Source organism: Mycobacterium sp. P7213 (assembly GCF_900604305.1).
GTDB lineage: Bacteria > Actinomycetota > Actinomycetes > Mycobacteriales > Mycobacteriaceae > Mycobacterium.
On the sequence record NZ_UWOA01000013.1, the window covers coordinates 63,938 to 90,440 of the forward strand.

The window sequence follows — 26,503 nt, forward strand, 5'->3', positions numbered from 1 at the left end:
TTAGCCAGTCATTATCAGCGTCATCCCAATTCCACCAGAATTCCACCGTTAGATCATGGCTGTTCACCCTACCGTAACCTTCGTGCACCGCATTAAATAGAGAAGTGACCCGGATAGCACGCGATGTTGCGAATTATCGGCCGGGTTGATCCGTGATGGCGCGCCAGTGATCATCACCCTAATTTGTCTGCGAAAGGGCAAAGTGAAACTGAACGGAATTGGCACGACGCTGGGCATTGTGGCGACCGGCGCATTGGTGTTATCCGGGTGCGGCAGCGATAAGAACGCCGACACCGGTGAGAAGACGACCTCGAGCTCGGCGGCCGCGGGCGGCAACTGCGGCGGCACGGACACGCTGAAAGCCAGCGGATCGACCGCCCAGCAGAACGCGATGGCCCGGTTCGTCAAGGCGTTCATCGACGAGTGTCCCGACCACAACGTCAACTACACGGCCAACGGATCGGGCGCCGGTATCCGGGAGTTCGTGGGCGGCCAGACCGACTTCGCCGGCTCCGACGTTCCGCTGAGCGGCGACGACTACGCCGAGGCGCAGCAGCGCTGCGAATCCCCGGCATGGAACCTGCCGGTGGTGTTCGGCCCCATCGCGATCACCTACAACATCCCGGGCGTCGACACGCTGATTCTCGACGGCCCGACCGCCGCGAAGATCTTCAACGGAGCCATCACCAGCTGGGATGACGCAGCAATCAAGGCGCTCAACCCGACGGCCACGCTGCCCGCCCAGCCGATCCACGTGGTGTTCCGCAGCGACGAGTCCGGGACCACCGACAACTTCCAGCAGTACCTGGATGCCGCCTCCGGCGGGGCCTGGGGCAAGGGCGTCGGCAAGTCGTTCAATGGTGGCGTCGGTGAAGGCGCCAAGGGCAACGACGGCACGGCCGGAGCCATCGCCTCCACCGAGGGGGCGATCACCTACAACGAGTGGTCATTCGCCCAGGCCAAGAATCTGGCGACTGCCCAGATCGTCACCTCCGCCGGGCCCGATCCGGTCGCTATCAGCACCGAGTCGGTCGGTAAGACCATCGCCGGTGCCACGATCAAGGGGCAAGGTAACGACCTGGTGCTCGACACGGCGTCGTTCTACCAGCCGACTCAGACGGGCTCTTACCCGATCGTGCTCGCCACCTACGAGGTGGTGTGCTCGAAGTACCCGGAGGCTGACGTCGGTACCGCGGTGCGCTTGTTCCTGAAGTCCACCATCGGCGCGGGCCAGAGCGGTCTGGCCGACAACGGCTACGTGCCGATCCCCGAGGCTTTCAAGGCTCGCCTGGCGTCCGCGGTCGACGCCATCTCGTGACCCCCGGGCTTCCCTCGACGCCCTTGGCGAACAGCCGCTCRCCGCGCGGTGAGCGGCTGTTCCGGGCGGCCGCGGTCTCGGCCGGATCGACGGTGGTGGTGGCGATCGCGCTGATCGCGATCTTCCTGCTGGTGCGCGCCGTCCCGTCGTTGCTGGCCAACGAGGCGAATTTCTTCACCAGCCCGGACTTCCGCACCAACGATCCCGATCACCTGTCGTTCGGCATCCGGGACCTGCTGATGGTCACGGTGTTGAGTTCGGTGTTCGCGTTGATATTGGCGGTACCGATCTCGGTGGGCATCGCGATCTTCCTCACCCAGTACGCACCCCGGCGGTTGACCCGACCGTTTGCCGTGGTGATCGACCTGCTGGCAGCGGTGCCGTCCATCATCTTCGGCCTCTGGGGGATCTTTGTGCTGGCGCCGATGCTGGTGCCGATGATGCGATTCCTCCGAAGTCACTTCGGCTGGCTGTTCCTGTTCCATAAGGGCAACGTGTCGCTGGCCGGCGGTGGCACGATCTTCACCGCGGGCATCGTGCTGGCGGTGATGATCCTGCCGATCATCACCTCGGTCTCGCGGGAGGTATTCCGGCAGACCCCATTCGCTCACATCGAAGCCGCCCAAGCCCTGGGCGCCACTCGGTGGGAGGTGGTCCGCATGGCCGTGCTGCCCTATGGCCGCAGCGGCGTGATCGCCGCGGCGATGCTGGGCCTGGGACGGGCGCTGGGCGAGACGGTCGCGATGCTGATCATCCTGCGGGCCGCGGCCAAGCCCGGGAACTGGTCGCTGTTCGATGGCGGGTACACGTTCGCCTCCAAAATCGCGTCGGCGGCATCGGAGTTCAGCGCTCCACTGCCGACCGGCGCCTATATCGCCGCGGGGTTCGCATTGTTCGCACTCACATTCTTCGTCAATGCCGCCGCGCGCGCGGTGGCCGGCGGCAAGGTCAACGGATGACCGCCCAACTGCTCGACACGCCGGTCAAACCATCGGTGCCGCGTCGCGATCACCTCAGCCTTCGGCGTCGGCTGACGGACAAGCTCGCCACGGCGGCGTTCGTGTCCTCGTTCGCCGTCGCGGCGGTCCCATTGGTCTGGCTGCTCTGGGTCGTGGTGTCTCGCGGTTGGCACGCGATCACCAATCTCAGCTGGTGGACGCACTCACTGCGCGGCGTACTGCCCGAAGAGTTCGCCGGCGGGGTGTACCACGCGCTGTACGGCACTTTGGTGCAAGCCGGGATGGCCGCCGTACTGGCGGTACCGCTGGGGCTGATGACGGCGATCTACCTGATCGAGTACGGCGGCGGCCGCTGGGCGCGTTTGACCACCTTCATGGTCGACGTGCTTGCCGGAGTGCCTTCGATCGTGGCGTCGCTGTTCGTCTTCAGCCTGTGGATCGCCACCCTCAACTTCGAGCAGAGCGCCTTCGCGGTGTCGCTGGCGCTGGCACTGCTGATGTTGCCGATCGTGGTGCGTTCCACCGAGGAGATGCTGCGCCTGGTCCCCGACGAGCTGCGGGAGGCCAGCTACGCCCTAGGGGTGCCGCGATGGAAGACGATCCTGCGCATCGTCATTCCCACCGCGCTCTCCGGCATCCTGTCGGGGATCTTCTTGTCGATCGCCCGGATCATCGGCGAGACCGCCCCCGTACTGGTGCTGGTGGGCTACAGCCGCTCGATCAACTATGACGTCTTTCGCGACAACATGTCTTCGCTGCCGCTGCTGATCTACTCCGAGCTGGGGAACCCGGAGGCCGCCGGGGCCGCCCGAGTCTGGGGTGCCGCGCTGACGCTGATCATCCTGGTCGCAGTGAGCGCGATCGTGGCAGCGGTGGCGACGCGGCTCACCTCCGTCCACGACCGCTGACCGGCGCTGGAACCGCCGCATCAACCCGGCGGTTTAGCGAGGCTCGACGAAGGAGAGCCGACGCTGGAACCGCCGCATCAGCCCCGCGGTTCGGTGCCGCCGACCAGTTTCACGACGCGGTTGTTGCCCCGGTCGGCGACGTAAAGGGTGCCGTCCGCACCGACCACGACCTGCAGTGGGGTGTTCAGTCCGGTGAACGGCAGCTTCGTCTGGGTATTGGCCCCGGCGGCTAGCTTCACCACGGTGTGGCTGTCGTGGTTGGTGACGAAGACGTTGCCGGCCCCGTCGACGGCGACGCCCCACGGGGCATCGAGACCGGTGAACGGAAGCACGCTCTGGGTATTGGATCCGGCGGCGAGCCGCACCACCCGATCGTTGTCGGTGTCGGTGACGTAGACGTTGCCGGAGGAGTCGACAGCCACGTCGTCGGGATTGTGCAGCCCGGCGAACGGCAGCACCACCTGGGCGTCGGCCCCGGCCGGCAACTTGACCACCCGATTGTTACCCCGGTCGGCGACATAGACGCTGCCGTCGTTGTCCACCACCAGGCCTTCCGGGTAATTCAGCCCGGTGAACGGCAGCTCGGACTGGACGTGGGAATCCGGGTCCAGCTTCACCACCCGATTGTTGAAGTCGGTGACGTACACCGCGCCGGCCCGATCGACTGCTACGCCTTGCGGTTCGTAGAGCCCGGTGAACGGCAGCATCACCGGGGTGTTCGATCCCGGTTCCAGCTTCACCACCCGGCCGTACATGCTCTGGTTGGTGACGTAGACGTTTCCGCTACTGTCCAGCGCCAACCCGCCCGGGGAGAGCCGGAAGCTCAGCCCCTCCAAGGGCAGCACACTCTGCCCGTTCGCCGACACCGTCTTCCCGGGCGATGTCTCCGAACGGTGGGTGACCGCGTAGCCCCCCACACCGGTGGCTAACAGCAGCGCCGCGGCGGCCGCGGCCGGCACCAACCATCGGCGATTCCCACGGTTCTTTGCCTCGGCGGCAAACGCCGGTGCGGCGGCCGGGGGCTGCGCCGCCGGCCGGTCCCGCCACCCGCTCGGGACGGGCCGCATCTGAGTCTGCTCGTGTGGCTGGTCGTAGGAGTTCGCTTCATAGGCACGGTGTGCGTAGCCGGCCGGCTGTTGGCGGTTGCCGTTGGCCGGAGAGCTCGCGCCGCCGTTGGTGGAGGCACTGACGGCGCTGGCCATTCGGGTGGCCACACCGCCCTGCTGGACGATCATCGCGGCCTGATGCTGCTCCGCGGTGGTGAGCGCATCATGTGCGGCGCGGGCCAGGTCGCCGGCGCTGCTGTATCGCTCCCGCGGATTCTTCGCCATCCCCCTGGCGATCACCTGGTCCAATCCGATCGGTACCTGGCCCGGCCGCAGCTGGCTGGGCCGCGGGGCGGGCTCCATCAGATGGGAGGCGATCAGTCGTTCAATGGTCTCGCTCCGGTACGGCGGCTGACCGCTCAGACACTCGCTCAGCACGCAGGCCAACGAATAGATGTCGGCACGGTAGTCGACCTCGCCCCCACTGAACCGCTCGGGCGCCATGTAGTTGTAGGTGCCCAGCGCCATCCCGGTCTGGGTCAGGCCGGGATCTGCCGCGGCCCGGGCGATGCCGAAATCGACCAGGTAGGCGAAATCATCGCGGGTGAGCAGGATGTTCGCCGGCTTGATGTCGCGATGGGTGATTCCGCTGGCGTGCGCGGCATCCAGAGCGGCGGCCACCTGTTCGATCACCGCCACGGCGCGCGCCGGGGCCAGCGAGCCGGAGTGCTGCAACTCCATGCCGAGGTCGTTGCCGTCGATCAGCCGCATCTCGACGAACATCTGGCCGTCGATCTCGCCGTAGTCGTGGATGGGCACCACGTGCGGCTCGGTCAGCCGGCCCGCGGCGTCGGCCTCGCGTTGCATCCGGATTCGGAATGCCGGATTGCCCGACAGTACGGGGGCGATCAGCTTCAGTGCGACCGATCGGTGCTTGCGGGTGTCCTCGGCCTCATAGACCTCACCCATGCCACCTCGCCCCAGCAGCCGAAGCAACCGGTAAGGACCGAATTGGGAACCCACCTGGGAAGCCGGTCCGTTATTGTTCACGACGCTCCATTCACCCGGTCAGGTTTGGCATCACGCGATCAACTGTTGCGGTGAACAGAAGATTAACCAAAGGTTACCAGTCAAAATGGATCGCCGCAGACCTCGACGATCAGGAAATAGCGTCGACCGCCGTCTTCAATTTCGACGTGAATTCCGGCGGCAGCGGAATATAGCCGTACTGGTCCAGATCCTGCTGTCCGTCGCCGATCGCCGCTTGCATAAACGCCTTGACCGCTTGCGCCGTCGAGGGGTCGGGGTATTTGGAGCAGACGATCTCGTAGGTCACTAGCACGATCGGGTAGGCGCCCGCCACAGTCGGCTTGTAGAACGACGAGGTATCCACCACCAGGTCGTTGCCGGCACCGCTGAACTTGGCGCCGGCGATGGTCTTATCCACCGAGTCGACGGAGATGTTCACCGGTTGCGGACCCGCCGACGTGATGATCTGGGCCATGTTGAGCTCGCGACCCACCGCGTAGGACCACTCGTTGTAGGTGATCGCCCCCTCGGTGGTGCGCAGCATCGCCGAGGTGCCGTCGTTGCCGGCGGCTCCGACCCCGGTACCTCCGTTGAAGGTCTTGCCCACGCCGCGGCCCCAGGAGCCGTCGGAGGCGACGTCGAGGTACTTCTGGAAGTTGTCGGTGGTTCCGGASTCGTCGCTGCGGTACACCACGTGGATGGGCTCGGCAGGCAATGCCGCGTCCTTGTTGAGAGCTTTCACCGCGGGGTCATCCCACTTGGTGATGGTGCCGTTGAAGATCTTGGCCAACGTGGGCCCATCGAGGTCGAGTTCATTGACGCCGCCGATGTTGTAGGTCACGGCAATCGGACCGAAGACCGTAGGCAGGTGCCAAGGCGTTGAGCCGCACCGCGCGGCCACCCGCTGCGGCTCACCGTTCGACGGATCGAGAGGAGAGTCGGAACCGGCTAATTCCGTTTGCCCACTGGAGAATTCGGCGATGCCGGTGCCAGAGCCGTTGGCCCGGTAGTTCAGGGTGTAGTCGGGGCAAGCCCGGATGTAGGCGTAGACGAACTGTTCGATGGCGTGCGCCTGGGCCGTCGACCCGCTCGCGGTCAGCCTCTGCTTGCCGCCGCACTGCACCGCTGACGAGCCCGCGCCCGAGACCGACGACGATCCGCCACCACCGCAAGCCACGACCGTCAGCAGTACGGCCGCCAGTAGGCTCGAGACGATACCGAATCGGTTGATCCTCAACGGCGCTCCTTCGGCAGTCGGCGTGGCAACCACACGGTAGCCGAATCCGGTAATAAGTCAGCCAAAGCGACCCGAGATGTAGTCCTCGGTTTCCTTAAGTCTCGGATTAGAGAAGATCTTCTCGGTGCCGTCGATCTCGACCAACCGGCCGGGCTTCCCGACGGCCTCCAGGTTGAAGAACGCCGTCTGATCACTCACCCGCGCCGCCTGCTGCATGTTGTGGGTGACGATGACGATGGTGTAGTCCTGCTTGAGCTGGGAGATCAGCTCTTCGATGGCCATCGTCGAGATCGGATCCAGCGCCGAGCAAGGCTCATCCATCAACAGTACGTCGGGTTGCACCGCGATGGCTCGCGCGATGCACAACCGCTGCTGTTGCCCACCGGAGAGCCCGCCGCCCGGCTTGTCCAGCCGGTCCTTGACCTCGTTCCACAAGTTGGCCCCGCGCAGCGACTGTTCGACGGTCTCCTCCAGCAACTTGCGGTTGCGCACCCCCTGCAGCGTCAGTCCGGCGACGACGTTGTCGCGAATGGACATGGTGGGGAACGGGTTTGGGCGCTGGAACACCATCCCGATCGCCTTACGCACGCCCACCGGGTCGATGCCAGGCAGGTAGATGTCCTCACCGTCGAGCAGCACCGAGCCCTCGACTCGCGCCCCCTGGATGACCTCGTGCATCCGGTTGAGAGTGCGCAGCACCGTCGACTTACCGCAGCCCGACGGCCCGATGAACGCGGTGACGCTGCGTGGCGGTACCGACAACGTCACATCGGCCACCGCGTGAAACGACCCGTAATAGATGTTGACGTCGCTCAGGTCCAACCTTTTGGCCACTGGCAGCGTTCTCCTCACTCGACTCAACCTGTCCCGGCCCGCGGTTTCGACGGTCCAGACCTACTTGGAGCAACGATCTGCGCGCCAGCCTAGCCACGATCTTGCGTCCCGCAATCTGGCGAACCGCAGCGACACTGCCCAGGTCTCCCGCGAGGCGCCGCGGCTCGATGGTTGCCGAAGGTGTCGATCACCGGCTGATCCGGGGGCGCGCGTCTGCGACTCACACCGGGCAGGAAGTTGAGCCTCCGGCCGAAATGCCTTTCGGCCCAGTGGTTTAGTCGCCGGGTGTGACGTCCGCGATCGGCTAACCGAAGCGGCCGGAGATGTAGTCCTCGGTCTCTTTGAAGCTCGGGTTGGAGAAGATCTTCTCGGTCGCGTCGATCTCGATCAGCCGGCCGGGCTTGCCCACATCAGCCAGGTTGAAGAACGCCGTCTGATCACTCACCCGCGCCGCCTGCTGCATGTTGTGGGTGACGATGACGATGGTGTAGTCCTGCTTGAGCTGGGAGATCAGCTCTTCGATGGCCATCGTCGAGATCGGATCCAGCGCCGAGCAAGGCTCATCCATCAACAGCACATCGGGTTGCACCGCGATGGCCCGCGCGATGCACAACCGCTGCTGTTGCCCACCGGAGAGCCCGCCGCCCGGCTTGTCCAGCCGGTCTTTGACCTCGTTCCACAAGTTCGCCCCACGCAAGGAGAACTCCGCGGTTTCGTCGAGCATGCGGCGGTTGCGGATTCCCTGCAGTTTGAGGCCGGCCACGACGTTGTCGCGAATGGACATGGTGGGGAAGGGATTCGGGCGCTGAAATACCATTCCGACGGCTTGACGAACGCCCACCGGGTCGATTCCGGGGCGGTAGATGTTCTCGCCGTCGAGCAGCACCGAGCCCTCGATCCGGGCCCCCGGCGTGGTCTCGTGCATCCGGTTGAGGGTGCGCAGCACGGTCGACTTGCCACATCCGGACGGACCGATGAACGCGGTGACACTTCGCGGCGCAACCGACAGCGACACGTCGGCCACCGCGTGAAACGACCCGTAATAGATGTTGAGGTCGGTGAGATCCAACCTTTTAGCCACCGTGCAGCTCTCCTTGTTCGCCCACCGCTACGCGCTGGTTGTCCAGACAGATCTAGAACTTCTTGGGAGCGAAGATGCGCGCCCCGAACCTGGCCGCGACGTTGAGTATCGCGATCAGCAGGATGAGAGTCAGCGCAGCGCCCCAGAGCCGATCTGTGGGAACCGCGCTCGCGCCCGCACCGGCCGACGTCTGGTCATACATCATGCCCGGCAGCGACCCCATGAAGCCGTGGAACATATCGAAGTTGATCGCCTGCGAATAGCCCACCAGGATCAACAGCGGCGCGGTCTCGCCCATCACCCGGGCCAGCGCCAACAGAATTCCGGTGACGATGCCCGACAGCGCGGTCGGAATCACGATGCTGGTGATGGTCTTCCACTTCGGGGCGCCCAGCGCGTAGCTGGCCTCGCGCAGGTCCATCGGAATGATCCGCAGCATCTCCTCGGTGGCTCGCACGATCACCGGCACCATCAGCAGCACCAACGACAGCGACACCGCGAAGCCGGACCGGTGAAATCCCAAGGTGGCCACCCACAACGCGTAGACGAACAGCGCTGCAACGATCGACGGCACCCCGGTGAGGATGTCGACCATGAAGGTCGCGAGCTTGCCCAGTCGGGTACCGGCACCGTATTCGACCAGATAGATCGCGACGAAGATCCCAATCGGGATCGAGATGGCCGCGCACAGCAGTCCTTGCAGCAGGGTCCCGATGATCGCATGGTAGGCACCGCCGCCGGCCACGAACGCCGTCATGCCGGCCTGCGAATGGGTCCACCAGGTACTGGTGCTGACGGCACCGAAACCGAAGTCGAACACCGAGTACATCACCCATACCAAGGGCACCAACGCCAAGGCCATCGCGGCGGTGACCAGCACCGTCGCAATCGAATCGGCCACCCGTCGGCGCAGGCCCACCCCCGCGAAAGTGCGCAGCTTGACGGGCCGGTCCAGCAACGCGGTCATGAATGAACCTTCTGGGTGATCGCGACGCGCGCCATCGCGTTGACGATAAGTGTCAGCACGAACAGCACCAGGCCGGCTGCGATGTAGGCGCCCGCCTTGTACTGATCGTTGAATTCCGATGCGGTGGCGGCGATCTTGGTGGCGAAGGTGGAACCGCCGTCGAACAGCGACCAGTTGAACGCCTTCTGTGTGGAGCGCAGGATGATCAGCAACGCGACCGTCTCACCGAGCGCTCGGCCCAAGCCCAGCATCGCGGCACTGATGTAGCCAGAGCGGCCGAACGGCAGCATCACCATCTTGACCACCTCCCAGCGGGTCGCCCCCAGCGCCAGGGCGGCCTCGACCTGACCGCGGGGCGTCTGAGCCAGCACCTCGCGGGTGACCGCGGTGATGATCGGCAGGATCATCACCGCCAGCACGATTCCGCCGGTGAAGATGGTGCCCCCGCCCGCCACCGAGGCGTTGCCGTCGGCGAACAGGAAGAATCCGGAGAGATGCTCGTTGAGCCATAGCGCGACGCCGCGCAACTGTGGGGCCAGCACGTACAGGCCCCAGGCTCCGTAGATGATCGACGGCACGGCGGCCAGCAGTTCGACCAGGTAGCCCAGGATCCCGACGAGCCGTCGCGGTGCGTATTCGGCGAGATAGACCGCGACGCCCAGAGCAACCGGCATGGCCAGCAACAGGGCGAACACCGAGACGAACACCGTCACCTGCAGCATCTCCGCGATGCCGAAGTGCATGGCGGAGGTGTTGGTGGTGACCCAACTGCCGCCGTAGGTGAAGAAGTTCTCCCGGTTGCGCTGCAGCGCGGGTATCGCCCGCAGCAGCAGGAAGCCTCCGACGGCGCTGATCAAGACGATGATCAGCACCCCGGAGCCTTCTGCGACCAGGCGGAACAGCCGATCTTGCAGTCGGCTTCCGGTGGACCGCAACGCCGTCGGGGTCACCGACGGCGTCGATGCAGGCGCGGACACAGACGAGTCAGCGATGCCTACACCCCCTCATCGCTTGCGCACGGCGGCTACTGGATCGCGTCGATGGCGGCACTCAAGCGCCGTTTCAACTGGTCCGGCAGCCGGACGTAACCAGCGGACGACAATTCGTCCTGGCCGCTGGTGGAGGCCGTCCTCAGGAAGGACTTCACGGCCGCCGACGTGTCGGGGTCGTAGCCCTTGGAGCAGACGATCTCATAGGTAACCAAGACTAGCGGGTAGGCCGCGGCCTGCTTGGTGCCGTAAAGCGACCTGAGGTCCAGCCGCATGTCGTTGCTGTCCTCGGACACGAACCCAGCGGACTGAATCGCGACACCAGCCGATTCATCGGTTGCGGCGACCACTCCAGAGCCCGAGTCGATCATCGCCGACCGCAGGTTGGCCTGGTCGGCGAAGCCCTTCTCGACATAGCCGACGGCACCGGGCGTGCTCTGGACCGCCTGCACGACGCCGGCCGACTTCTGCGCGCCCTCGCCGACGCCGCCCTGGAATTCGCTGCCCTCGCCCTTGGTCCAGGTATGCGGCGCTGCCGCGCTGAGGTACTTCTGGAAGTTGTCGGTGGTGCCCGACGAGTCCGAGCGGTAGATCGGCGTGATGGCGATCGCCGGCAGTTCCTCGCCCGGGTTGAGGGCCACCAACGCGGGGTCGTTCCAGCTGGTGATGGCGCCGCTGAAGATCCGGGCCAGCACGTCGCCGTTGAGGACCAGGTTCTCCACCCCGTCGAGGTGGTAGGCGATGCTGACCGGTCCGAACACCAGCGGCAGGTGCCATGCCGGGTTCTGGCCGCAGCGGTCGGCCGCCTCGGCGACCTGCGCCTCGCTCAGCGGCGAGTCCGACCCGGCGAAGTCGACGTGCCCGGCGATGAACTGCTCGCGGCCCGCGCCCGACCCGGTCGGGTTGTACGACAGGTTCTTGCCCGAGCACTGTTTGCCCCACACCTGGTTGAACACAGCGATCGCGTTCTGCTGAGCAGTCGATCCCTCAGCGGTCAGCGTGTCCTTACCGGCGCACTCGGCGGAGTCGGCTTTGCCGGAGGTGGTGCCGGTTCCCGCCGGACTTGCGGCGTTGTCGTCGCTGCCGCAGCCACTGAGCACCAGACCGGTCATTGCGGCCGCTACCAGCGCAAGACCCGCCTTTGTGCGTTTCATCAGTTCTCGCTTTCTCGCTTCGGCGTTCCAATCTCTCCGGGAACGTATGCGGCACTTATGGATGGCAACCACCTGCCAGATGAACGGGCGGTGAATAGATTCCGGAGCCGCCTCAGAACTGGTCCACCGCGGCGTAAGCGGTATCGACACTGTGCACGACAAAGCCCAGCTGCTCGTAGGTGCGCAACGCCGCGGTGTTGTCCGCCTCGACGTAGAGCAGCACGATCGGCTCCTCGACGTCGGCCAGCCGGTCCGCCAGGTAGACCAGGCCGATTTCGGTCAGCACCCGGCCCAGACCGCGGCCCTGGGCGGCCGGATCGACGCCCACCACGTAGACCTCCCCGGCACGTTCGGCGCCCGGTTTGCCGGAGTGGATCTTGGTCCAGTGAAACCCCAGCAGCACCGGTCCGTCGAACGCCAAAAACAGTCCGGCCGGATCGAACCATGCCTCGGCGCGGCGCTGGGCCAGGTCCCCCGCCGTCCAGCCGCCCTGCTCGGGGTGCCAGGAGAACGCGGCGTTGTTGACCCGCAGCAGTTCGGCGTCGTCGTCGGGGCCCGCATAGGTGCGAATCGTCACCCCGGAAGGAACCTTCGGCTCCGGCACGCCCCGCAGCGACCGGCGCATCTGCAGCAGTTCACGCACCGCGGTCAGTCCTAGCGCCTCGGCGGTGGCTCGGGCGGCGGGCAGTGTGCCGTGCGCCCAGAACCGGCTGCCGCCATCGCGGTGGGCCAGCGCGGCGCGGACCATCGCCGCCCCGATACCGCGCCGCCGGGCGCGCGGCGCCACCACCAGTTCCGCCATCGGCGCGGCGTCCTGCGAGCCCGCGGTCAGATTCAGATAGCCCAGCACCGTTGCGCCGTCACCGGCGACCAGATGTTCGGTGCGGGAAGCGGTGAGCTCCCGCAGTACCTGCTCCCCCACCGGGGCGACGCCGTCCTGACGGCCGGCAGCGGTGATCAGCTCGCGAATCTGCCGCTGCTGGTCATCGGTCAGTGCGACATGCCATTGCGGGGCGGTCACTGACTGGTCAGCGGCTCGGGCGCACCGCCGTCGGCGCCATCGAGGTCCTCGACCATGTCGTTGTCGTCCTCTTCGTCGGAGGCGGTCGAGGAGTGGCCCCGCACCGGCCGAACCGCTTTGTAGCCGACGTTGCGGACCGTGCCGATCAGCGACTCGTATTCCGGCCCGAGCTTGGCGCGCAACCGCCGAACGTGCACGTCGACCGTGCGCGTACCGCCGAAGAAGTCGTAGCCCCAGACCTCCTGCAACAACTGCGCCCGGGTGAAGACCCGGCCGACGTGTTGAGTGAGGTACTTGAGCAGCTCGAACTCTTTATAGGTCAGGTCCAGCGGACGGCCCCGCAGCCTCGCGGTGTAGGTGCCCTCGTCGATCACCAGCTCGCCGAGCTTGGTCTGACCGGAGGCCTGCTCGGCGGCAGGCGCGCCGCGGCGCCCGGTCAGCAGCCGCAACCGGGCGTCGGTCTCGGCTGGTCCGGTACCCGGAAGCAGGATCTCGTCGATACCCCACTCGGCGTTGACCGCCACCAGTCCGCCCTCGGTCACGATCGCGACCACGGGGACCGATCCCGCGGTGGCGCTCAGCAGCCGGCACAGCCCGCGTGCCGCGGCCAGATCGGTGCGCGCGTCGACCACAACCACCTCGGCCGAACCGGCCTCAAGCAGCGCAGAAACCTCGGGCGCGGCGGTCCGCACAGTGTGTGCAAGCAGCGACAGCGACGGCAACACCCCGTCGGGGTGCAGGTCAGCGGTCAACAGCAGTAGCTCCAATAGAGGCCCTCCAGCGTCCCAGGTGATCTAACGATAGCGTGCGACCTGCCAGAATGACCTAGTGCGCAGGGTGCTTATCGGTATGTCGGCCGCGATCGCGGCACTGGTCTTGGTGACCGCCGGGGTCGATTTCGGCGCGAGCGTCTACGCCGAGTACCAGTTGTCACGGGCAGTACGGCAGGCCACGGCCCTGCGCGCAGACCCGTTCGTGGCGATCCTGGGTTTCCCGTTTCTGCCGCAGGCGCGCCGCGATCACTACACCGAGGTGGAGATAAAGGCCCCGGCCGTCGAGCAGCCGATTATCGGCAAGTCGATGCTGGAGGCCACCATGCACTCGGTCGACCTGACCCAGGCCACCTGGCGGTTTCGGCCGGACGCCCCGATCCCGGTGGCCAGACTGGAGAGCCGAATTATCATCGGCTCTGTGCATTTGGGCCGCTACCTGGGCATCCGCGACCTGATGGTGGAGGCGCCGCCGGCCGAGACCAACGACAACACCGGCGGCACCACGGAGTCCGGAATCTCGAGCAGCCACGGGCTGGTCTTCACCGGCACGCCGGAGGGATTCGGCAAGCGGGTGAGCGTGGCCGTGGACCTGTCCATCGGTGGGGAAGATCACAGCACGTTGGTGATCACCCCGACCGGCATCCTCACCGGCCCGGACACCGCCGACCAGAGTGTGCCGGATGAGCAGCGCGCCGCAGTGCTCACCGCGTTCCGCGGCAGTTTGCCGCAGCAGCGGCTGCCGTTCGGGTTGGTACCGACCAGTCAGGGTGCGCGCGGCTCCGATGTGATCATCGAGGGCATCGCCGACGGAATGACGGTCACCCTGCCGGAGTTCCGCCCAAGATGAGCATCGTCGCGATCGTCGCCGCCCTGGTGTTCGCCGCCGCGACCGGATGGTGGCTGAACCGGCGGGCCGGGGTGTTGCGCCAGCTGCCCGACTCCGGGACTCAAGGCGACGACGCCGCCGCTTCCGAGGCCGCCTTCTTGGGGCTGGAACCGGGACGCCCCGCGGTGGTGCATTTCTCGGCGCCGTGGTGCGGACCGTGCGCCGGCGTGCGCCGGGTGGTGGAGAAAGTCTGTGATGACCTCGGGGGCCCGACGAAGGTGGCCCATCACGAGATCGACATCGACGCCAATCCCGAAGCCGCGCGCAGGTTTTCGGTGCTGTCACTGCCGACCACTGTGATTTTCGACGGCGAGGGACGCCGACGGTACCGCGCCGCGGGCGTCCCGACGACCGCGGACCTGCGTTCTGCGCTGGAACCTCTGTTGGCTTGACCGCCCCTGGGTTGGGTAGGCTGTATGCCGTGTTCGCCCGCCTTGAGCTTGTGCTCACCAAGCGCCGCGCAGTCGACCTGTGCCGCACCGCGGGCTGCTGTTGTTGTCGTTGCCGCTGAGACGCGCGTTTTTGCGTCGCTATTGGAGCCGCCCGGGAAAGCCGTGGCATGTCTCCACCAGCCACTCGCCACGACAGCAGCAGGGAGCATTTCATGCGGGACATCGACACCGACACCGCCCAGATACAACAGGTAGACGTCCGGGGTCCCCGGTTCGCCGCCTGGATCACCACCGCCGTACTGGTGGCCGTCTTGCTGATCGCCGACCCGGCGGTCGCGGCCGGCCTGCTGGCCGCCCAAGCCGTCGTCTTCGCGATCGGCGCCATCTCGGGCCCCCGCCGCCACCCTTACGGCCTGCTGTTCGCCCGGCTGGTGGCGCCGCGGCTGGGGCCGGTCACCGAGCGTGAGCCGACGGCGCCGTTGCGCTTCGCCCAGCTCGTCGGCCTGGTGTTTGCCGTGGTCGGGGTCGCCGGGTTCGCGTTCGCGCCGGGGCTCGGCCTGATCGCCACCGCGTTTGCGCTGGCGGCCGCTTTTCTCAATGCCGCCTTCGGGATCTGTCTGGGCTGCCAGCTCTACCCACTCGTCGTACGGCTGCGGCCGGATACGGCGTAACCACCACAGCATCTCCCCTGGAATAGCCAGAAAGGATTCCCACCATGGCACGCTCTGACGTCCTGGTCTCCACCGACTGGGCTGAGAGCAATCTCGACGCGCCCAACACCGTGTTCGTCGAAGTCGACGAAGACACCAGCGTCTATGACATCAACCACATCCCGGGCGCGATCCGGCTGGACTGGCGCAAGGACCTGCAGGACCCGGTACGGCGCGACGTCATCGACGAGTCCGCGTTTTCCAAGCTGCTCTCCGAGCGCGGTATCGCCAACGACGACACCGTGATTCTCTACGGCGGCAACAACAACTGGTTCGCCGCCTTCGCCTACTGGTACTTCAAGCTCTACGGACACGAATCCGTCAAGCTGCTCGACGGCGGCCGCAAGAAGTGGGAGCTCGCCGGACGTCCGCTGTCGAGCGAAACCGTCACTCGGCCCGCCACGTCCTACACCGCCAAGCCATTGGACGAATCGTTGCGGGCCCGCCGCGACGAGGTGGTCGCGGCGATCAACACCAAGAACCTCGTCGACGTGCGGTCCCCGGAGGAGTTCTCCGGCAAGATCCTGGCTCCGGCGCACCTGCCTCAGGAGCAGAGCCAGCAGCGCGGCCACGTACCGAGCGCGATCAACGTGCCGTGGAGCCGTGCCGCCAACGAGGACGGCACCTTCAAGTCCGACGAGGAGCTGGCCAAGCTGTACGCCGACGCCGGCCTGGATGGTCAGAAGGAGACCATCGCCTATTGCCGTATCGGTGAGCGTTCGTCGCACACCTGGTTCGTGCTGCGTGAGCTGCTCGGACATCGCAACGTCAAGAACTACGACGGTAGTTGGATGGAATACGGCTCCCTGGTGGGCGCCCCGATCGAATTGGGAAGCTGATATGTGCTCTGGACCCAAGCAAGGGCTCGCCCTGCCTGCCAACGTCGACCTGGAGAAGGAGACCGTGATCACCGGTCGCGTGGTGGACAGCTCTGGTGCGTCCGTCGGTGGTGCGTTCGTCCGACTGCTGGACTCCTCGGACGAGTTCACCGCTGAGGTCGTGGCCTCGGCCACCGGTGACTTCCGGTTTTTCGCCGCGCCGGGCGCCTGGAGGGTGCGAGCCCTGTCCTCGGCCGGTAACGGAGACGCCGTGGTGACCCCCTCCGGGGCGGGCCTCCACGAGGTCGACATCAAAGTCGCCTGACGACTCGCGCAACCCGATGGCCTCGAATTCGACGTCCCGCCGCACCCGGCTCCGCCGGCCTTGCGAACGCCGCTAGACTTCCCCCCGTGGTGTTGTTCTTCGAGTTGATGCTGGTGGCGGCGACTGGCCTGATCACCTGGTTCGCGCTGTACACGCTGTATCGGCTGATCACCGACGAGATGTGAGTGCTTCCGACGGGGGCACCGAAGGCGGCGGCGAGCGTCAGGTCGACCGGGGTTCCGGCGACCGCGCGGTAGCTGCCGCCGCTGAGCGTGCCAAGCAGACCGCGGCACGCAACATTCCGGTCTTTGACGACCTGCCGCTCACCGATACCGCCAACCTGCGCGAGGGCGCGAACCTGCACGACGCCCTGTTGGCGCTGCTGCCGTTGGTCGGGGTGTGGCGCGGTGAAGGCGTGGGTCACGGCGCGCACGGCGACTACCGGTTCGGTCAGCAGATCGTGGTGTCGCACGACGGCGGCGACTATCTGAACTGGGAAGCGCGGTCTTGGCGGCTGTCCGACGACGAGTCCAGCCAACCGGCCCTGCGCGAAACCGGCTTCTGGCGGTTCGTGGACGATCCGGATGACCCCGACGAGTCGCAGGCCATCGAACTGCTGCTGGCGCACTCCGCGGGCTATGTGGAGCTGTTCTACGGGCGCCCGCACGGCCCGGCGTCCTGGGAACTGGTCACCGACGCGCTGGCCCGCAGCAAATCGGGGGCGCTGATCGGTGGGGCCAAGCGGCTCTACGGGATCGTCGAGGACGGCGACCTGGCCTACGTCGAGGAGCGGGTGAACGCCGACGGGGAACTGGTGCCGCACCTGTCGGCGCGATTGTCCCGTTTCATCGGCTGACCCCTTCCGTTGACTCTGCGCTGAGAGCGCAGGCTTCTCGCACCTTTGCGCCATGACCCCAGAGCCAATGACTTCGGCGGGCCGTCAGTGGCCGATTGCGGTGTCGACCAGTGCGGCGAACTCCGCCTCGGGCACCCGCGGGTGTAGCGCCCGGCCGTCCAAGGTGTGCACCCGTGCCGCCAAGGTGATGCTGGAAACCAGCCAGAGATCTTGCGCCGCAACAAGATCCTCCGACCGCAAGGGGGCGTATTCGCAGTCGTAGCCCGCGTCGCGGGCCACGTCGAACAGTGCCTCCTGGGTGGTACCGCGCAGGATCGGGTGCGACAGCGGCGGGGTGATGAGCCGGCCGGGCTCCCCCAGCACCACCGTGGAGCGCGGGCCCTCCAGGACGTAACCGTCGGAACTGATGAAGATGACGTCGTCGGCGTCCTGTTTCGCGGCGTACCGCAGCGCTGCCATGTTCACCGCGTAGGACAGCGTCTTGGCGCCGGCCAGCAGCCACGGCAGCTCCAGCCGCTGCGCCGACAGGCCGCGGTCCAAGGTCACCACCGCTACGCCCTCGCGGCGGGCCGCCGCGACACGTTCCGGCAGTGCGGTCAACAGCACGTATGCGGTTGGCGCCGAACCGGTTTCTCGACCGCGGCTGTAGATCATTCGCAGGGCGCCCTCGCCCGTGCCGGCCCACTGCTGCACCGCCTCGTCGACGGCACGGCGCCAGTCGTCCAGATTCGGGGCCGGTAGGTCCATCAGCTCGGCCGAACGCGCCAGCCGGCGCAGATGAGCATCGAGCAGGCAGGCGGCGCCGCGACGCACCAGCAGCGTCTCGAAGACCCCGTCGCCGCGCAGCGCCGCCAGATCGTCGGCGTGCAAGAGAGGTGCATCGGCCGCAGCAAGCCCGCCGCCTACGGTGACGATCGTCACGACGCTGTCTTTCACATCGGCCTCCGCTGCCATGGACCGTGAGCGTATCGGCTCCGTAGAGTTGACCCGTGTCCGCCGTCCCCGCACCTGATTCCGGCCCCGACGCGGGCGCCGTCTGGCATTACGGCGACCCGTTCGGCGAACAGCGCAGCGCCGAAACCGCCGCCGTGCTGGTGGATCGGTCCCACCGACCGGTGCTCACGCTGAGCGGCGCAGACCGCAAGACGTGGCTGCACAGCCTGTGCACCCAGCACGTCTCCGATCTTCCCGACGGCGCCAGCACCGAGAACCTGACCTTGGACGCCAAGGGCCACATCCAGAATCACTGGGTTCAGACCGAGCTGAATGAACGGACCTACCTCGACACCGAGCCATGGCGAGGCACGCCCCTGATCGAACACCTGCGCAAGATGGTGTTCTGGGCCGACGTTGCCATCGAGCCGGCGGATCTTGCGGTGCTGGCGCTGTTGGGCCCCGGCCAGGATGCTCCGGCTGCCCTGGAGGCGTTGGGGCTGGCCGAAGCGCCCGGGCCGACGGCGGTGCCGGTCGGAGATGCCGCAGGTTTCGTTCGGCGAGCGCCCGGCCACGATGCGCTGGAATTGCTGGTGCCGCGCGCTGACAAGGGCGAGTGGCAGCGGCGGCTGACCCGGGCCGGGCTGCGCCCCGCCGGAATATGGGCCTACGAAGCCGACCGGGTGGCGGCGCGGCGCCCGCGGCTGGGGGTGGACACCGATGAGCGCACCATTCCGCACGAGCTGAACTGGATCGGCGGTCCCGGCGTCGGCGCGGTGCACCTGGACAAAGGGTGCTACAGCGGGCAGGAGACCGTCGCTCGGGTGCACAACCTGGGCAAACCGCCCCGGATGCTGGTGCTACTGCACCTGGACGGGTCGGTGGACCGGCCCTCGACCGGAGATCCGGTGACCTCGGGCGGGCGCGCGGTGGGCCGGCTGGGCACAGTGGTGGACCATTTCGAGCTGGGTCCGATCGCGCTGGCGCTGCTCAAGCGTGGACTTCCCGCCGACACACCGCTGCTGACCGGCGCCGACTCCGAGGTCAGTGCGGTGATCGACCCCGAATCGATGCCGCCGCCGGACGTGCGGGGCGCGGGGCGGCTCGCCGTCGACCGGCTACGGGGCCGGCTTTGATCGTGGTCACACCGACGCAGGGCAGGTCGGCAGCTCCGCGATCGGCACGGTAAGCTGTCGGCAGGACAATAAACACATTCAGATCGGAGCCGCCTGCACGTGGGGCCGCTCCGTTATTGCGCGAGGGGGTCCCCCATGGGCCGCGGCCGGGCTAAGGCGAAACAGACCAAGGTTGCTCGGGATCTGAAATACAGCTCACCGTCGACCGATTTCAGTCGGCTTCAGCGTGAGCTGGCCGGGTCTGAGGTCAACGACTCCGACGGTGACGACTCCTGGAACGGCGACGACGACTGGCGCCGCTGAGCGCCACGTGTACCGCCGGTCCTGACCGGACCCAGGGCTGATCGCTAGGGCTGAGCAGACCCGCTGGGACTTAGAACCTCGGGTGTTCCCCGACCAGCTTGGCTCCGTCTCCGGGTTCCGCGTTCTTCCCCGGCTTGGCAACTGTGCCCAGCGTCCAGCAGTCGACGTGGCGGGCAGTCAGAATGGCCAGCGCGCGATCGGTGTCCTCCGGCGCGACGATGGCAACCATGCCGACGCCCAGGTTGAACGTCTTCTCCATCTCCGCGCGACTCACCCGTCCACGTTGGGCGATCATCGCGAACACCGGAGCCGGCGTCCAGGTGCCCCGGTCGACCTCGGCGATCAGTCCGTCGGGGATGACGCGAGCCAGGTTGCCGGCCAAACCGCCGCCGGTCACGTGGCAGAAGGTCCGTACCTGGGTCTCGGCGGCCAGTGCCAGGCAGTCCTTGGCGTAGATGCGCGTCGGTTCGAGCAGTTCCTCACCGAGGGTGCGGCCGAATTCCTCGACGTGGCCGGCCAGGTTCATCCGGTCGATGTCCAGCAGCACCGCCCGCGCCAGGGAGTAGCCGTTGGAGTGCAGGCCCGAGGAGCCCATAGCGATCAGCACATCACCGGGCCGGACCCGGTCGGGGCCCAGCACGTCGTCGGCCTCGACCACGCCGACACCGGTCGCGGAGATGTCGTAGTGATCGGGTTCCATCAGGCCGGGGTGCTCGGCGGTCTCCCCGCCCAGCAGCGCGCACCCGGCCTGCACACATCCCTCGGCGATGCCGGAGACGATCGCGGCGACACGTTCCGGCACGGTGCGGCCGACGGCGATGTAGTCCTGCAGGAACAGCGGCTCGGCGCCGCAGACCACCAGGTCGTCGACGACCATTGCCACCAGGTCGATGCCGACGGTGTCGTGCTTGTCCAGTGCCTGGGCGATCGCCAGCTTGGTGCCCACGCCGTCGGTGGAAGACGCCAACAGCGGCTCACGGTAGTCGTTGCGCAGGGCGAACAGGCCGGCGAAGCCGCCGAGGCCACCCCGCACCTCCGGCCTGGTGGCCTTGGCGGCCAACGGTTTGAACAATTCGACGGCCCGGTCACCGGCGTCGATGTCCACTCCTGCCGATGCGTAGGTAACGCCCTGGGAGCTTGATTCTGCTGAGGTCATCGCGGTAAAGGCTACCGGTCGCCGCCTACGGACGGTATCGCGCTCGACGTTAGGGGTTCAGAGCCGGTTATGGCGTACCTGATTGAACGGCACCCCGCGGTCGGCGGCGTACTCGCGAGGCAGGCCCAGAACACGTTCGGCGATGACGTTGCGAGCCATCTCGTCGCTGCCACCGCCCAGGCCCACGGTCTGCCGTGACAGATACCGCCGGCCGGCCCTGAGCAGGTGCGCCTCGTCGTCGACCACGGCCAACGGACCGGCGACGGCCATGGCCGTGTCGACTTCCAGATAGGTCACATCGGAATGGAACAGCCGGATGATCGAAGCCGCGGCGGGCGGCAGTTCACCGCTGCGCATGCCCCGCCCGGCGTAGTCGATGAGCGCGTCGCGCACCATGCGCCGGGCCAGCACCCGGCCGATCTGGTCCTGGGTCAGCGGGTCGTGCGCGGTTCCGGCCTGGTGCGCCAGGGCCAGGAAGTCGCCGGCGGCCATCTCGGTGCGTTCGGGGCCGCGCCCGCTGGCGAACTCCGAACCCTGCCCCACGGCCCGCCGCTCGTGGTAGAGGAGCCGCGAGGCGACGTCCCAGCCCTTGTTGACCTCGCCGACCACCGTGTCGGGCCCGAGCCGCAGCCCGTCGAAGAATTCTTCGCAGAACTCGTTGGAGCCGTCGACCTGCTCGATGCGGCGCAGCGTGACGCCGGGCGCGTCGATCGGCACCAGGAACATCGTCAGCCCGTCGTGCTTGGGCACCGTGGAATCGGTGCGGGCCAGCAGCAACCCGAAGTCGGCGGCGAACGCACTGGTGCTCCACGTCTTGGCCCCGCTGACCACCCAGTCGTCGCCGTCGCGCTCGGCGCGGGTGATCAGCCCGGCCAGGTCGGATCCGCCGCTGGGCTCCGAGAGCAGCTGCACCAGCACCTCGTCACCGCGCAGGGCGGCACTGATGTGGCGGCGCTTCTGTTCCTCACTGCCGGTGTCGAGCAGGGTGGCGCAGCAGATGGTGAAGGTCGGGACGTTGAGGATCAGCGGCATCTCGTAGCCGGCAGACACGGCATCGAACGCCTTCTGATAGCGCAGGTCCAGGCCGAGGCCGCCGTAGTCGCGGGGAAAGCAGATCCCGGCGAATCCGCCCTCGTACAGCCGTCGCTGCAGTTCGCGGGCGCGCTGCCAGGCGCCGTCGTCGTCGCGTCCATTGCGCGGGGGGTGCTGCGGGTCCAGGCGCGGCATGTTGGCGGCCAGCCAGTCGCGTGCCGATGCGGCGAAGGCGTCGACGGTGATGTCGTTCATGCGGCGGGCTCGGTGCTGCTGGCGGCCGCGAAGATGGCCTGGTGGTGCTCGGCCGGAGTGCCGAGCAGGTTCCGGTACAGGGTGGCCCGGCGCAGATACAGGTGCAGGTCGTGTTCCCAGGTAACGCCGATTCCGCCGTGCAGTTGCACGCACTCCTGAATCAGCCGGCCGGCATGTTCGCCGAGATAGGACTTGGCCGCGCCGGCCCACATGGCGGCCTCGGGATCGCGCGCGGCCACCTTGTCCACCGCACCGGCGGTGATCGCGTGGCAGGCGTGCAGCCACATCGTCATGTCGGCGAGCCGGTGTTTGATCGCCTGGTAGGACGCCAGCGGCCGGCCGAAGCTGTACCGGTCGCGGGCCCACGCGACGGTCATCTCCATGACAGCGTCCAGGATCCCGGCCGTTTCGGCGCACACCAGCGCGATCGCGATCTGGGTCTGGCGGTCAATGAGCGCACCGGTCTGTGCCGCGCTGCCGACTGCCGCGGACGCGTCGATTTCGGTATCGCTGAATTCGATGCGCGCGTACTGCTTCACCAGATCGATGCCGGGCTGGGGCGCCACCCGCACTCCAGGGCTGTCGGTGCGGACCAGGAACTGGCGCACCGCGCCGTCGTCGGTGCGCGCGCCGATCAGCACCAGATCCGCCCGGTCTGCGGCCTCCACCCGATCCTTGACCCCGTTGAGCCGGTAGCCGCCGGCGATGCGGGTGGCGGTCAGGCCCGGCTGGTGGGGGCGAAAGCCTCGGCCGCCTGCCGCCACCAGGCCGCGTCATAGGAACTGCCCCGTGCGTGCAGGTCGCGGTAGTCGCGCAGCGCCGCCGTCTTATCCAGGAATGCGCGCGCCGTAGCGACGAACAACTCGCTCTCCGTTGACAGATCGGTCATGTCGTCTCCTCCCGAACGCCAAAGCCGTTGGCCGCCATGCCCAGCTGCGCGGTTCGTCAGCCGCCGCTCGCCGCTCGGTCCGGTCGGCTCTCCTCGACGATGCGGGCCAGCAGGCCGCGTAGCGTCTCCTGCTCGTCCGGTGTCAGGACGCCGAAAACCTGGTCGTGGGCAGCGAGCGCGTCGGCGACGACCACCGAGGTCACCGTGCGCCCCTGGTCGGTCAGGTAGGCCCGCAGGATGCGGCCGTGGTGGGGATCCGGCTTGCGCTCCACCAAGCCGCGGCGCTCCAGCGCACTCAATGCCAGCTGCACGCCCTGCGGGGTGATGAGCAGCCGACGGGCCAGCTGGGCGCCGGACAGACCGGGTTCGCCGGAGAGCTGGCGCAACAGACCGATCTGGGCAGTGCTCACACCGTGCTCGCTGATCGCCTCATTCACCGTGGTCAGCGAGTAGTAAAACGCCTGTTTAAGCAGCCACAGGATGTTCCGGGTCAGATCCGTATCCTGCTTGCCTGTCGTGGCGGATCGCACGCGCCGACGCTATCGAGCTGGCAAATTGATGTCAACTAGTTGATAACTTTCGGGCGTCGCCCAACGCGGAGTTGCGATGCGGCGCCCGTGACTAGGACTGACTCAGCGCGGCGTCGCTGTCACTCTCGGCTTTGCGCGCAGTGTTGCTCAACATCTGCTCAACGACGTTCTTGCCAAGGGCACTGTCATCGGGCAGCTCGATCGGGTAGCTGCCGTCGAAACAGGCACAGCACAACCGCGATTTGGGCTGCTCGGTGGCCGCGATCATGTCTTCCTGTCCGACATAACCGAGACTGTCGGCGCCGATGGCACGCCGCACCGCTTCGACCATCTCGGTCTCGTCCTCGACGGCGTTGGCGATCAGCTCGGCCGGCGAGGCGAAGTCGATGCCGTAGAAGCACGGCCACTTCACCGGCGGGGAGGCGATCCGCACGTGCACCTCGACGGCGCCGGCTTCGCGCAGCATCCGCACCAGGGCGCGCTGGGTGTTGCCCCGCACGATCGAGTCATCGACGACGATCAGCCGCTTGCCGCGGATGATCTCCCGCAGCGGGTTGAGCTTGAGCCGGATACCGAGCTGACGGATGGTCTGCGACGGCTGGATGAAGGTCCGCCCGACGTAGGCGTTCTTGGTCAGGCCCTGACCGTAGTCAATCCCGGACTCCTGGGCGTAGCCCACCGCGGCGGGGATGCCCGACTCCGGCACGCCGATCACCAGGTCGGCCTCCACAGCGTGCTCACGGGCCAGCCGCCGGCCGATCTCCACCCGGGTGGCGTGCACCGACCGGCCGCCGATGGTGCTGTCCGGCCGGGCCAGGTAGACGTATTCGAAGACGCACCCCTTCGGGGTGGGGTTGGCGAACCGGGTGGAGCGCACCCCGTCGGCATCGATCGCCAGCAGCTCGCCGGGCTCGATGTCGCGGACGAACGAGGCGCCGACGATATCCAGCGCCGCGGTCTCTGAGGCCACCACCCAGCCGCGGTCGAGCCGGCCCAGCGACAGCGGCCGAACGCCCCACGGGTCGCGGGCCGCGTACAGGGTGTTCTCGTCCATGAAGGTCAAGCAGAACGCACCGCGCGCCGTCGGCAGCAGTTCCAGCGCCGCCTGCTCCAGGGAGCTGTCGGCGGCGCCGTGCGCCAGCAGCGCACCCAGGATGTCGGAGTCGGTGGTGGCCACGCCGGGACGGCGGGTGTCGATCAGACCCAGCTCGCGGGCCCGACCGGCCAATTCAGCGGTGTTGACCAGATTGCCGTTGTGGCCCAGCGCCACGCCGGTACCGGCGGCGGTGTTGCGGAACACCGGCTGGGCGTTCTCCCAGGTGGTATCACCGGTGGTCGAGTAGCGACAGTGCCCGACCGCCACGTGCCCGGGCATGGCCAGCAGCGTCTGCTCCTCGAACACCTGGCTGACCAAGCCCAAGTCTTTGAAGACCAGCACCTGCGAGCCATCGCCGACGGCGATCCCAGCGGCCTCCTGGCCACGGTGTTGCAGCGCATACAGGCCGTAATAAGTGAGCTTCGCTACTTCTTCACCGGGAGCCCAAACTCCGAAGACGCCGCACTCTTCACGGGGTGCATTCTCAAGGTCTACTACCTGCTGGTCCGGCACGTTTCAGCTGCTCCAGGGGGACGGGCCACAGTGACGACGTTCAGTCTACGGTCAACAAGCGTCAAGTTTCACCAACGGCAACCAATCGGTGATCTCGGCGGCTCGCGAACCCGACAACCGCAGCTTTCCGGCCGCGGTCGCCTCGCTCGTCTCCACCAGCCCGGCGGCCAGCAGCAGCCAGCTGCGCGGATCGGTCTCGACCACGTTAGGCGGGGTGCCGCGGGTGTGCCGTGGCCCGGCGATGCACTGCACCGCGACGAACGGCGGCACCCGCACCTCGACGCTGGCACCCGGCGCCAGCTCGGCCAGGGTGCGCGCGGTCAGACGGACCGCGGCCGCCAACTCGGCGCGGTCGGGAGCCGGCACAGTATCGTCGCGCAGCCACGCAGCGAGCGTCAGCACTGCTGCGCGGGTCTGTGCCGGGTCGGGCTGTGGACGTGAGCGGACGGCTGCCATGTCAGTCGATGGGGTGCGCGGCGAACCAGTCCAGCAGCAGGTCGGCGAGCCGGTCCGGCTCGGTGTCGGGAATCCAGTGTGAGACGCCGGCCATGACCTCGAATCGGTAATCCGCGTCGACGTATCGGGCGGTGTTGCGCGCCGCCTTCGGCTTCAGCGCGATGTCGTCGTCGCTCCACACATACATCGTCGGTACCGCGATCCGCTGGTTGCTGTCGCGCAGATTCGACAGCGGCAGGCCTCGGTACCAGTTGAGCCCGCCGGTCAGCGCGCCCGGTTCGATCATGCCCTGCGCATCCCGTTCGGCCGCGGCCGAACACTGCCCGCTTCGCCGCAGAGCCTTGGCGGCCACGGCGCCTTTCCCGCGCGTCAGCAACCACTCCGGCAGCCACGGCAGCTGGAAGAAACCCATGTACCACGACGCCAGACCTTGGCGACTGGTGACAAACGACTTCAGGAAGGCAGCGGGATGCGGCACCGACACCGGCGACACCGTGGCGAGCCGCTCGGGCAGTTCGGCCGCCACTCCCCACGCCACCGCGGCGCCCCAGTCGTGTCCCACCAGGTGCACGCGCTGGGCGCCACTGGCGTCGATCAGCACGCCGATGTCGGCGACGAGTTCGGACATGCGATAGTCGCGGCGCCGGGGCGGCCGGGCACCGGATGAATAGCCGCGCTGGTTGGGCGCCAGGCACCGGTAGCCTGCCGCGGTGAGCCGGTCAATGACGGCGTTCCAGCTGTCGTTTCGCTGCGGAAAGCCGTGCAGCAGCACCACAACGGGACCGGCGGGCGGCCCCGCGTCGCGGACGTCGAAGACCAGGCCGTCACGGGTGTAGCTCTCCATAGGTGAAGCATTCCGCATGTCGCCGTACGCCGGTACCCGGCCCCACCCCCGTCTACC

The 26,503-nt window shown here is 67.3% G+C and carries 28 protein-coding genes and 1 pseudogene; 12 read left to right on the forward strand and 17 right to left on the reverse strand.

Translation table 11 applies throughout. The features are described 5' to 3' along the window. Nucleotides 1-202: 202 nt before the first annotated feature. The 3 genes from pstS (EJK91_RS06890) to pstA (EJK91_RS06900) are packed head-to-tail and all read left to right on the forward strand — an operon-like array spanning nucleotide 203 to nucleotide 3,185. The gene (pstS, locus tag EJK91_RS06890) at nucleotides 203-1,318 is read left to right on the forward strand and encodes a phosphate ABC transporter substrate-binding protein PstS (RefSeq protein WP_125078549.1); all 1,116 of its coding nucleotides are present in this window, start codon (nucleotides 203-205) and stop codon (nucleotides 1,316-1,318) included. Beyond that, nucleotides 1,315-2,277: a phosphate ABC transporter permease subunit PstC gene (gene pstC, locus EJK91_RS06895; protein WP_024443907.1), complete on the forward strand. Its 963-nt coding sequence runs from the start codon at nucleotides 1,315-1,317 to the stop codon at nucleotides 2,275-2,277. Before pstS (EJK91_RS06890) ends, pstC (EJK91_RS06895) begins: the two co-directional genes overlap by 4 nt. Next, entirely contained in the window at nucleotides 2,274-3,185 is a 912-nt protein-coding gene (pstA, locus tag EJK91_RS06900; protein WP_125078550.1) for a phosphate ABC transporter permease PstA, read from the forward strand. The genes pstC (EJK91_RS06895) and pstA (EJK91_RS06900) overlap by 4 nt, the downstream gene beginning before the upstream one ends. Before the next feature lie 77 nt (nucleotides 3,186-3,262). Here the strand turns inward: pstA (EJK91_RS06900) and EJK91_RS06905 are convergent, their stop codons facing one another. From EJK91_RS06905 to EJK91_RS06945, 9 genes are all read right to left on the reverse strand, one after another. After that, entirely contained in the window at nucleotides 3,263-5,281 is a 2,019-nt protein-coding gene (locus EJK91_RS06905; RefSeq protein ID WP_125078551.1) for a serine/threonine-protein kinase PknD, read from the reverse strand. Between the two features lie 109 nt (nucleotides 5,282-5,390). After that, the gene (gene pstS, locus EJK91_RS06910) at nucleotides 5,391-6,497 is read right to left on the reverse strand and encodes a phosphate ABC transporter substrate-binding protein PstS (protein WP_125078552.1); all 1,107 of its coding nucleotides are present in this window, start codon (nucleotides 6,495-6,497) and stop codon (nucleotides 5,391-5,393) included. Between the two features lie 57 nt (nucleotides 6,498-6,554). Then, nucleotides 6,555-7,331, reverse strand: coding sequence for a phosphate ABC transporter ATP-binding protein PstB (pstB, locus tag EJK91_RS06915; protein WP_125078553.1), 777 nt, complete (start codon nucleotides 7,329-7,331; stop codon nucleotides 6,555-6,557). Nucleotides 7,332-7,635: 304 nt separating this feature from the next. After that, nucleotides 7,636-8,412 carry a phosphate ABC transporter ATP-binding protein PstB gene (gene pstB, locus EJK91_RS06920; RefSeq protein WP_125078554.1) on the reverse strand — a complete coding sequence of 259 codons (777 nt, stop codon included), beginning with the start codon at nucleotides 8,410-8,412 and terminating at the stop codon, nucleotides 7,636-7,638. Nucleotides 8,413-8,464: 52 nt separating this feature from the next. Then, nucleotides 8,465-9,379, reverse strand: a complete 915-nt coding sequence (gene pstA / locus EJK91_RS06925; protein ID WP_024443902.1) for a phosphate ABC transporter permease PstA — start codon at nucleotides 9,377-9,379, stop codon at nucleotides 8,465-8,467. Continuing rightward, nucleotides 9,376-10,356 carry a phosphate ABC transporter permease subunit PstC gene (gene pstC / locus EJK91_RS06930; protein WP_369797626.1) on the reverse strand — a complete coding sequence of 327 codons (981 nt, stop codon included), beginning with the start codon at nucleotides 10,354-10,356 and terminating at the stop codon, nucleotides 9,376-9,378. The genes pstA (EJK91_RS06925) and pstC (EJK91_RS06930) overlap by 4 nt, the downstream gene beginning before the upstream one ends. A gap of 47 nt (nucleotides 10,357-10,403) precedes the next feature. Beyond that, complete coding sequence (gene pstS / locus EJK91_RS06935; RefSeq protein ID WP_125078555.1) at nucleotides 10,404-11,522, reverse strand: phosphate ABC transporter substrate-binding protein PstS; 1,119 nt, start codon at nucleotides 11,520-11,522, stop codon at nucleotides 10,404-10,406. 112 nt (nucleotides 11,523-11,634) lie between these two features. After that, nucleotides 11,635-12,543: a mycothiol synthase gene (mshD, locus tag EJK91_RS06940; RefSeq protein ID WP_125078556.1), complete on the reverse strand. Its 909-nt coding sequence runs from the start codon at nucleotides 12,541-12,543 to the stop codon at nucleotides 11,635-11,637. Next, a complete protein-coding gene (locus EJK91_RS06945) occupies nucleotides 12,540-13,310 on the reverse strand; it encodes a winged helix-turn-helix transcriptional regulator (RefSeq protein WP_024443898.1) in 771 nt (256 codons plus the stop codon). The genes mshD and EJK91_RS06945 overlap by 4 nt, the downstream gene beginning before the upstream one ends. Before the next feature lie 61 nt (nucleotides 13,311-13,371). Here EJK91_RS06945 and lmeA point away from each other — a divergent pair, with 61 nt between their 5' ends. The 7 genes from lmeA (at nucleotide 13,372) to EJK91_RS06975 (ending at nucleotide 17,303) form a co-directional block, all read left to right on the forward strand. Then, nucleotides 13,372-14,163: a mannan chain length control protein LmeA gene (lmeA, locus tag EJK91_RS06950; RefSeq protein ID WP_024443897.1), complete on the forward strand. Its 792-nt coding sequence runs from the start codon at nucleotides 13,372-13,374 to the stop codon at nucleotides 14,161-14,163. Next, entirely contained in the window at nucleotides 14,160-14,594 is a 435-nt protein-coding gene (locus EJK91_RS06955; RefSeq protein WP_125078557.1) for a thioredoxin family protein, read from the forward strand. Before lmeA ends, EJK91_RS06955 begins: the two co-directional genes overlap by 4 nt. Nucleotides 14,595-14,644: 50 nt before the next feature. Continuing rightward, nucleotides 14,645-14,713 (forward strand): putative leader peptide, encoded by a 69-nt coding sequence (locus tag EJK91_RS23165; RefSeq protein WP_353617130.1) that lies wholly within the window; start codon nucleotides 14,645-14,647, stop codon nucleotides 14,711-14,713. Nucleotides 14,714-14,806: 93 nt separating this feature from the next. Further along, nucleotides 14,807-15,265, forward strand: a complete 459-nt coding sequence (locus tag EJK91_RS06960; protein ID WP_125078558.1) for a DUF4395 domain-containing protein — start codon at nucleotides 14,807-14,809, stop codon at nucleotides 15,263-15,265. Nucleotides 15,266-15,309: 44 nt separating this feature from the next. Continuing rightward, on the forward strand, nucleotides 15,310-16,143 hold the full coding sequence (locus EJK91_RS06965) for a sulfurtransferase (RefSeq protein ID WP_046301033.1): 834 nt from the start codon (nucleotides 15,310-15,312) through the stop codon (nucleotides 16,141-16,143). A 1-nt stretch (nucleotide 16,144) separates the two neighbouring features. Next, complete coding sequence (locus EJK91_RS06970; protein ID WP_024441869.1) at nucleotides 16,145-16,447, forward strand: DUF1416 domain-containing protein; 303 nt, start codon at nucleotides 16,145-16,147, stop codon at nucleotides 16,445-16,447. 181 nt (nucleotides 16,448-16,628) lie between these two features. Beyond that, a complete protein-coding gene (locus tag EJK91_RS06975) occupies nucleotides 16,629-17,303 on the forward strand; it encodes an FABP family protein (RefSeq protein ID WP_024441871.1) in 675 nt (224 codons plus the stop codon). A gap of 84 nt (nucleotides 17,304-17,387) precedes the next feature. Here EJK91_RS06975 and EJK91_RS06980 read toward each other — a convergent pair whose 3' ends face one another. Beyond that, on the reverse strand, nucleotides 17,388-18,257 hold the full coding sequence (locus EJK91_RS06980) for an aminodeoxychorismate lyase (protein ID WP_046301032.1): 870 nt from the start codon (nucleotides 18,255-18,257) through the stop codon (nucleotides 17,388-17,390). A 35-nt stretch (nucleotides 18,258-18,292) separates the two neighbouring features. Between EJK91_RS06980 and ygfZ the strand changes: the two genes are divergently transcribed. Both ygfZ and EJK91_RS06990 read left to right on the forward strand, forming a co-directional pair. Continuing rightward, nucleotides 18,293-19,372 (forward strand): CAF17-like 4Fe-4S cluster assembly/insertion protein YgfZ, encoded by a 1,080-nt coding sequence (ygfZ, locus tag EJK91_RS06985; protein ID WP_125078559.1) that lies wholly within the window; start codon nucleotides 18,293-18,295, stop codon nucleotides 19,370-19,372. A 135-nt stretch (nucleotides 19,373-19,507) separates the two neighbouring features. Then, nucleotides 19,508-19,675 (forward strand): DUF3073 domain-containing protein, encoded by a 168-nt coding sequence (locus tag EJK91_RS06990; protein ID WP_082105713.1) that lies wholly within the window; start codon nucleotides 19,508-19,510, stop codon nucleotides 19,673-19,675. A 70-nt stretch (nucleotides 19,676-19,745) separates the two neighbouring features. Here EJK91_RS06990 and purM read toward each other — a convergent pair whose 3' ends face one another. From purM to EJK91_RS07025, 7 genes and pseudogenes are all read right to left on the reverse strand, one after another. Then, entirely contained in the window at nucleotides 19,746-20,831 is a 1,086-nt protein-coding gene (gene purM, locus EJK91_RS06995; RefSeq protein ID WP_024441874.1) for a phosphoribosylformylglycinamidine cyclo-ligase, read from the reverse strand. 57 nt (nucleotides 20,832-20,888) lie between these two features. Beyond that, nucleotides 20,889-22,118 carry an acyl-CoA dehydrogenase family protein gene (locus EJK91_RS07000; protein WP_024441875.1) on the reverse strand — a complete coding sequence of 410 codons (1,230 nt, stop codon included), beginning with the start codon at nucleotides 22,116-22,118 and terminating at the stop codon, nucleotides 20,889-20,891. Next, nucleotides 22,115-23,007, reverse strand: a pseudogene (locus EJK91_RS07005) (acyl-CoA dehydrogenase family protein). The gene EJK91_RS07000 and the pseudogene EJK91_RS07005 overlap by 4 nt, the downstream one beginning before the upstream one ends. Before the next feature lie 56 nt (nucleotides 23,008-23,063). Beyond that, nucleotides 23,064-23,537, reverse strand: a complete 474-nt coding sequence (locus EJK91_RS07010; protein ID WP_125078560.1) for a MarR family winged helix-turn-helix transcriptional regulator — start codon at nucleotides 23,535-23,537, stop codon at nucleotides 23,064-23,066. A 91-nt stretch (nucleotides 23,538-23,628) separates the two neighbouring features. Beyond that, on the reverse strand, nucleotides 23,629-25,146 hold the full coding sequence (gene purF, locus EJK91_RS07015; RefSeq protein WP_125078561.1) for an amidophosphoribosyltransferase: 1,518 nt from the start codon (nucleotides 25,144-25,146) through the stop codon (nucleotides 23,629-23,631). Nucleotides 25,147-25,197: 51 nt separating this feature from the next. Then, the gene (locus EJK91_RS07020; protein ID WP_125078562.1) at nucleotides 25,198-25,602 is read right to left on the reverse strand and encodes a sterol carrier family protein; all 405 of its coding nucleotides are present in this window, start codon (nucleotides 25,600-25,602) and stop codon (nucleotides 25,198-25,200) included. A gap of 1 nt (nucleotide 25,603) precedes the next feature. Then, the gene (locus EJK91_RS07025) at nucleotides 25,604-26,446 is read right to left on the reverse strand and encodes an alpha/beta fold hydrolase (protein WP_125078563.1); all 843 of its coding nucleotides are present in this window, start codon (nucleotides 26,444-26,446) and stop codon (nucleotides 25,604-25,606) included. Nucleotides 26,447-26,503: the final 57 nt, after the last annotated feature.

Bases quoted from the DNA above. Each gene is read 5' to 3' on its own strand.
- pstS (WP_125078555.1), bottom strand. From the start codon at position 11,522: ATGAAACGCACAAAGGCGGGTCTTGCGCTGGTAGCGGCCGCAATGACC.
- pstA (WP_024443902.1), bottom strand. From the start codon at position 9,379: ATGACCGCGTTGCTGGACCGGCCCGTCAAGCTGCGCACTTTCGCGGGG.
- EJK91_RS07000 (WP_024441875.1), bottom strand. From the start codon at position 22,118: ATGAACGACATCACCGTCGACGCCTTCGCCGCATCGGCACGCGACTGG.
- EJK91_RS06980 (WP_046301032.1), bottom strand. From the start codon at position 18,257: ATGGCAGCGGAGGCCGATGTGAAAGACAGCGTCGTGACGATCGTCACC.
- EJK91_RS07020 (WP_125078562.1), bottom strand. From the start codon at position 25,602: ATGGCAGCCGTCCGCTCACGTCCACAGCCCGACCCGGCACAGACCCGC.
- purM (WP_024441874.1), bottom strand. From the start codon at position 20,831: ATGACCTCAGCAGAATCAAGCTCCCAGGGCGTTACCTACGCATCGGCA.
- pstA (WP_125078550.1), top strand. From the start codon at position 2,274: ATGACCGCCCAACTGCTCGACACGCCGGTCAAACCATCGGTGCCGCGT.
- EJK91_RS06965 (WP_046301033.1), top strand. From the start codon at position 15,310: ATGGCACGCTCTGACGTCCTGGTCTCCACCGACTGGGCTGAGAGCAAT.
- EJK91_RS06960 (WP_125078558.1), top strand. From the start codon at position 14,807: ATGCGGGACATCGACACCGACACCGCCCAGATACAACAGGTAGACGTC.
- EJK91_RS06955 (WP_125078557.1), top strand. From the start codon at position 14,160: ATGAGCATCGTCGCGATCGTCGCCGCCCTGGTGTTCGCCGCCGCGACC.
- EJK91_RS06990 (WP_082105713.1), top strand. From the start codon at position 19,508: ATGGGCCGCGGCCGGGCTAAGGCGAAACAGACCAAGGTTGCTCGGGAT.
- EJK91_RS07025 (WP_125078563.1), bottom strand. From the start codon at position 26,446: ATGGAGAGCTACACCCGTGACGGCCTGGTCTTCGACGTCCGCGACGCG.
- EJK91_RS06970 (WP_024441869.1), top strand. From the start codon at position 16,145: ATGTGCTCTGGACCCAAGCAAGGGCTCGCCCTGCCTGCCAACGTCGAC.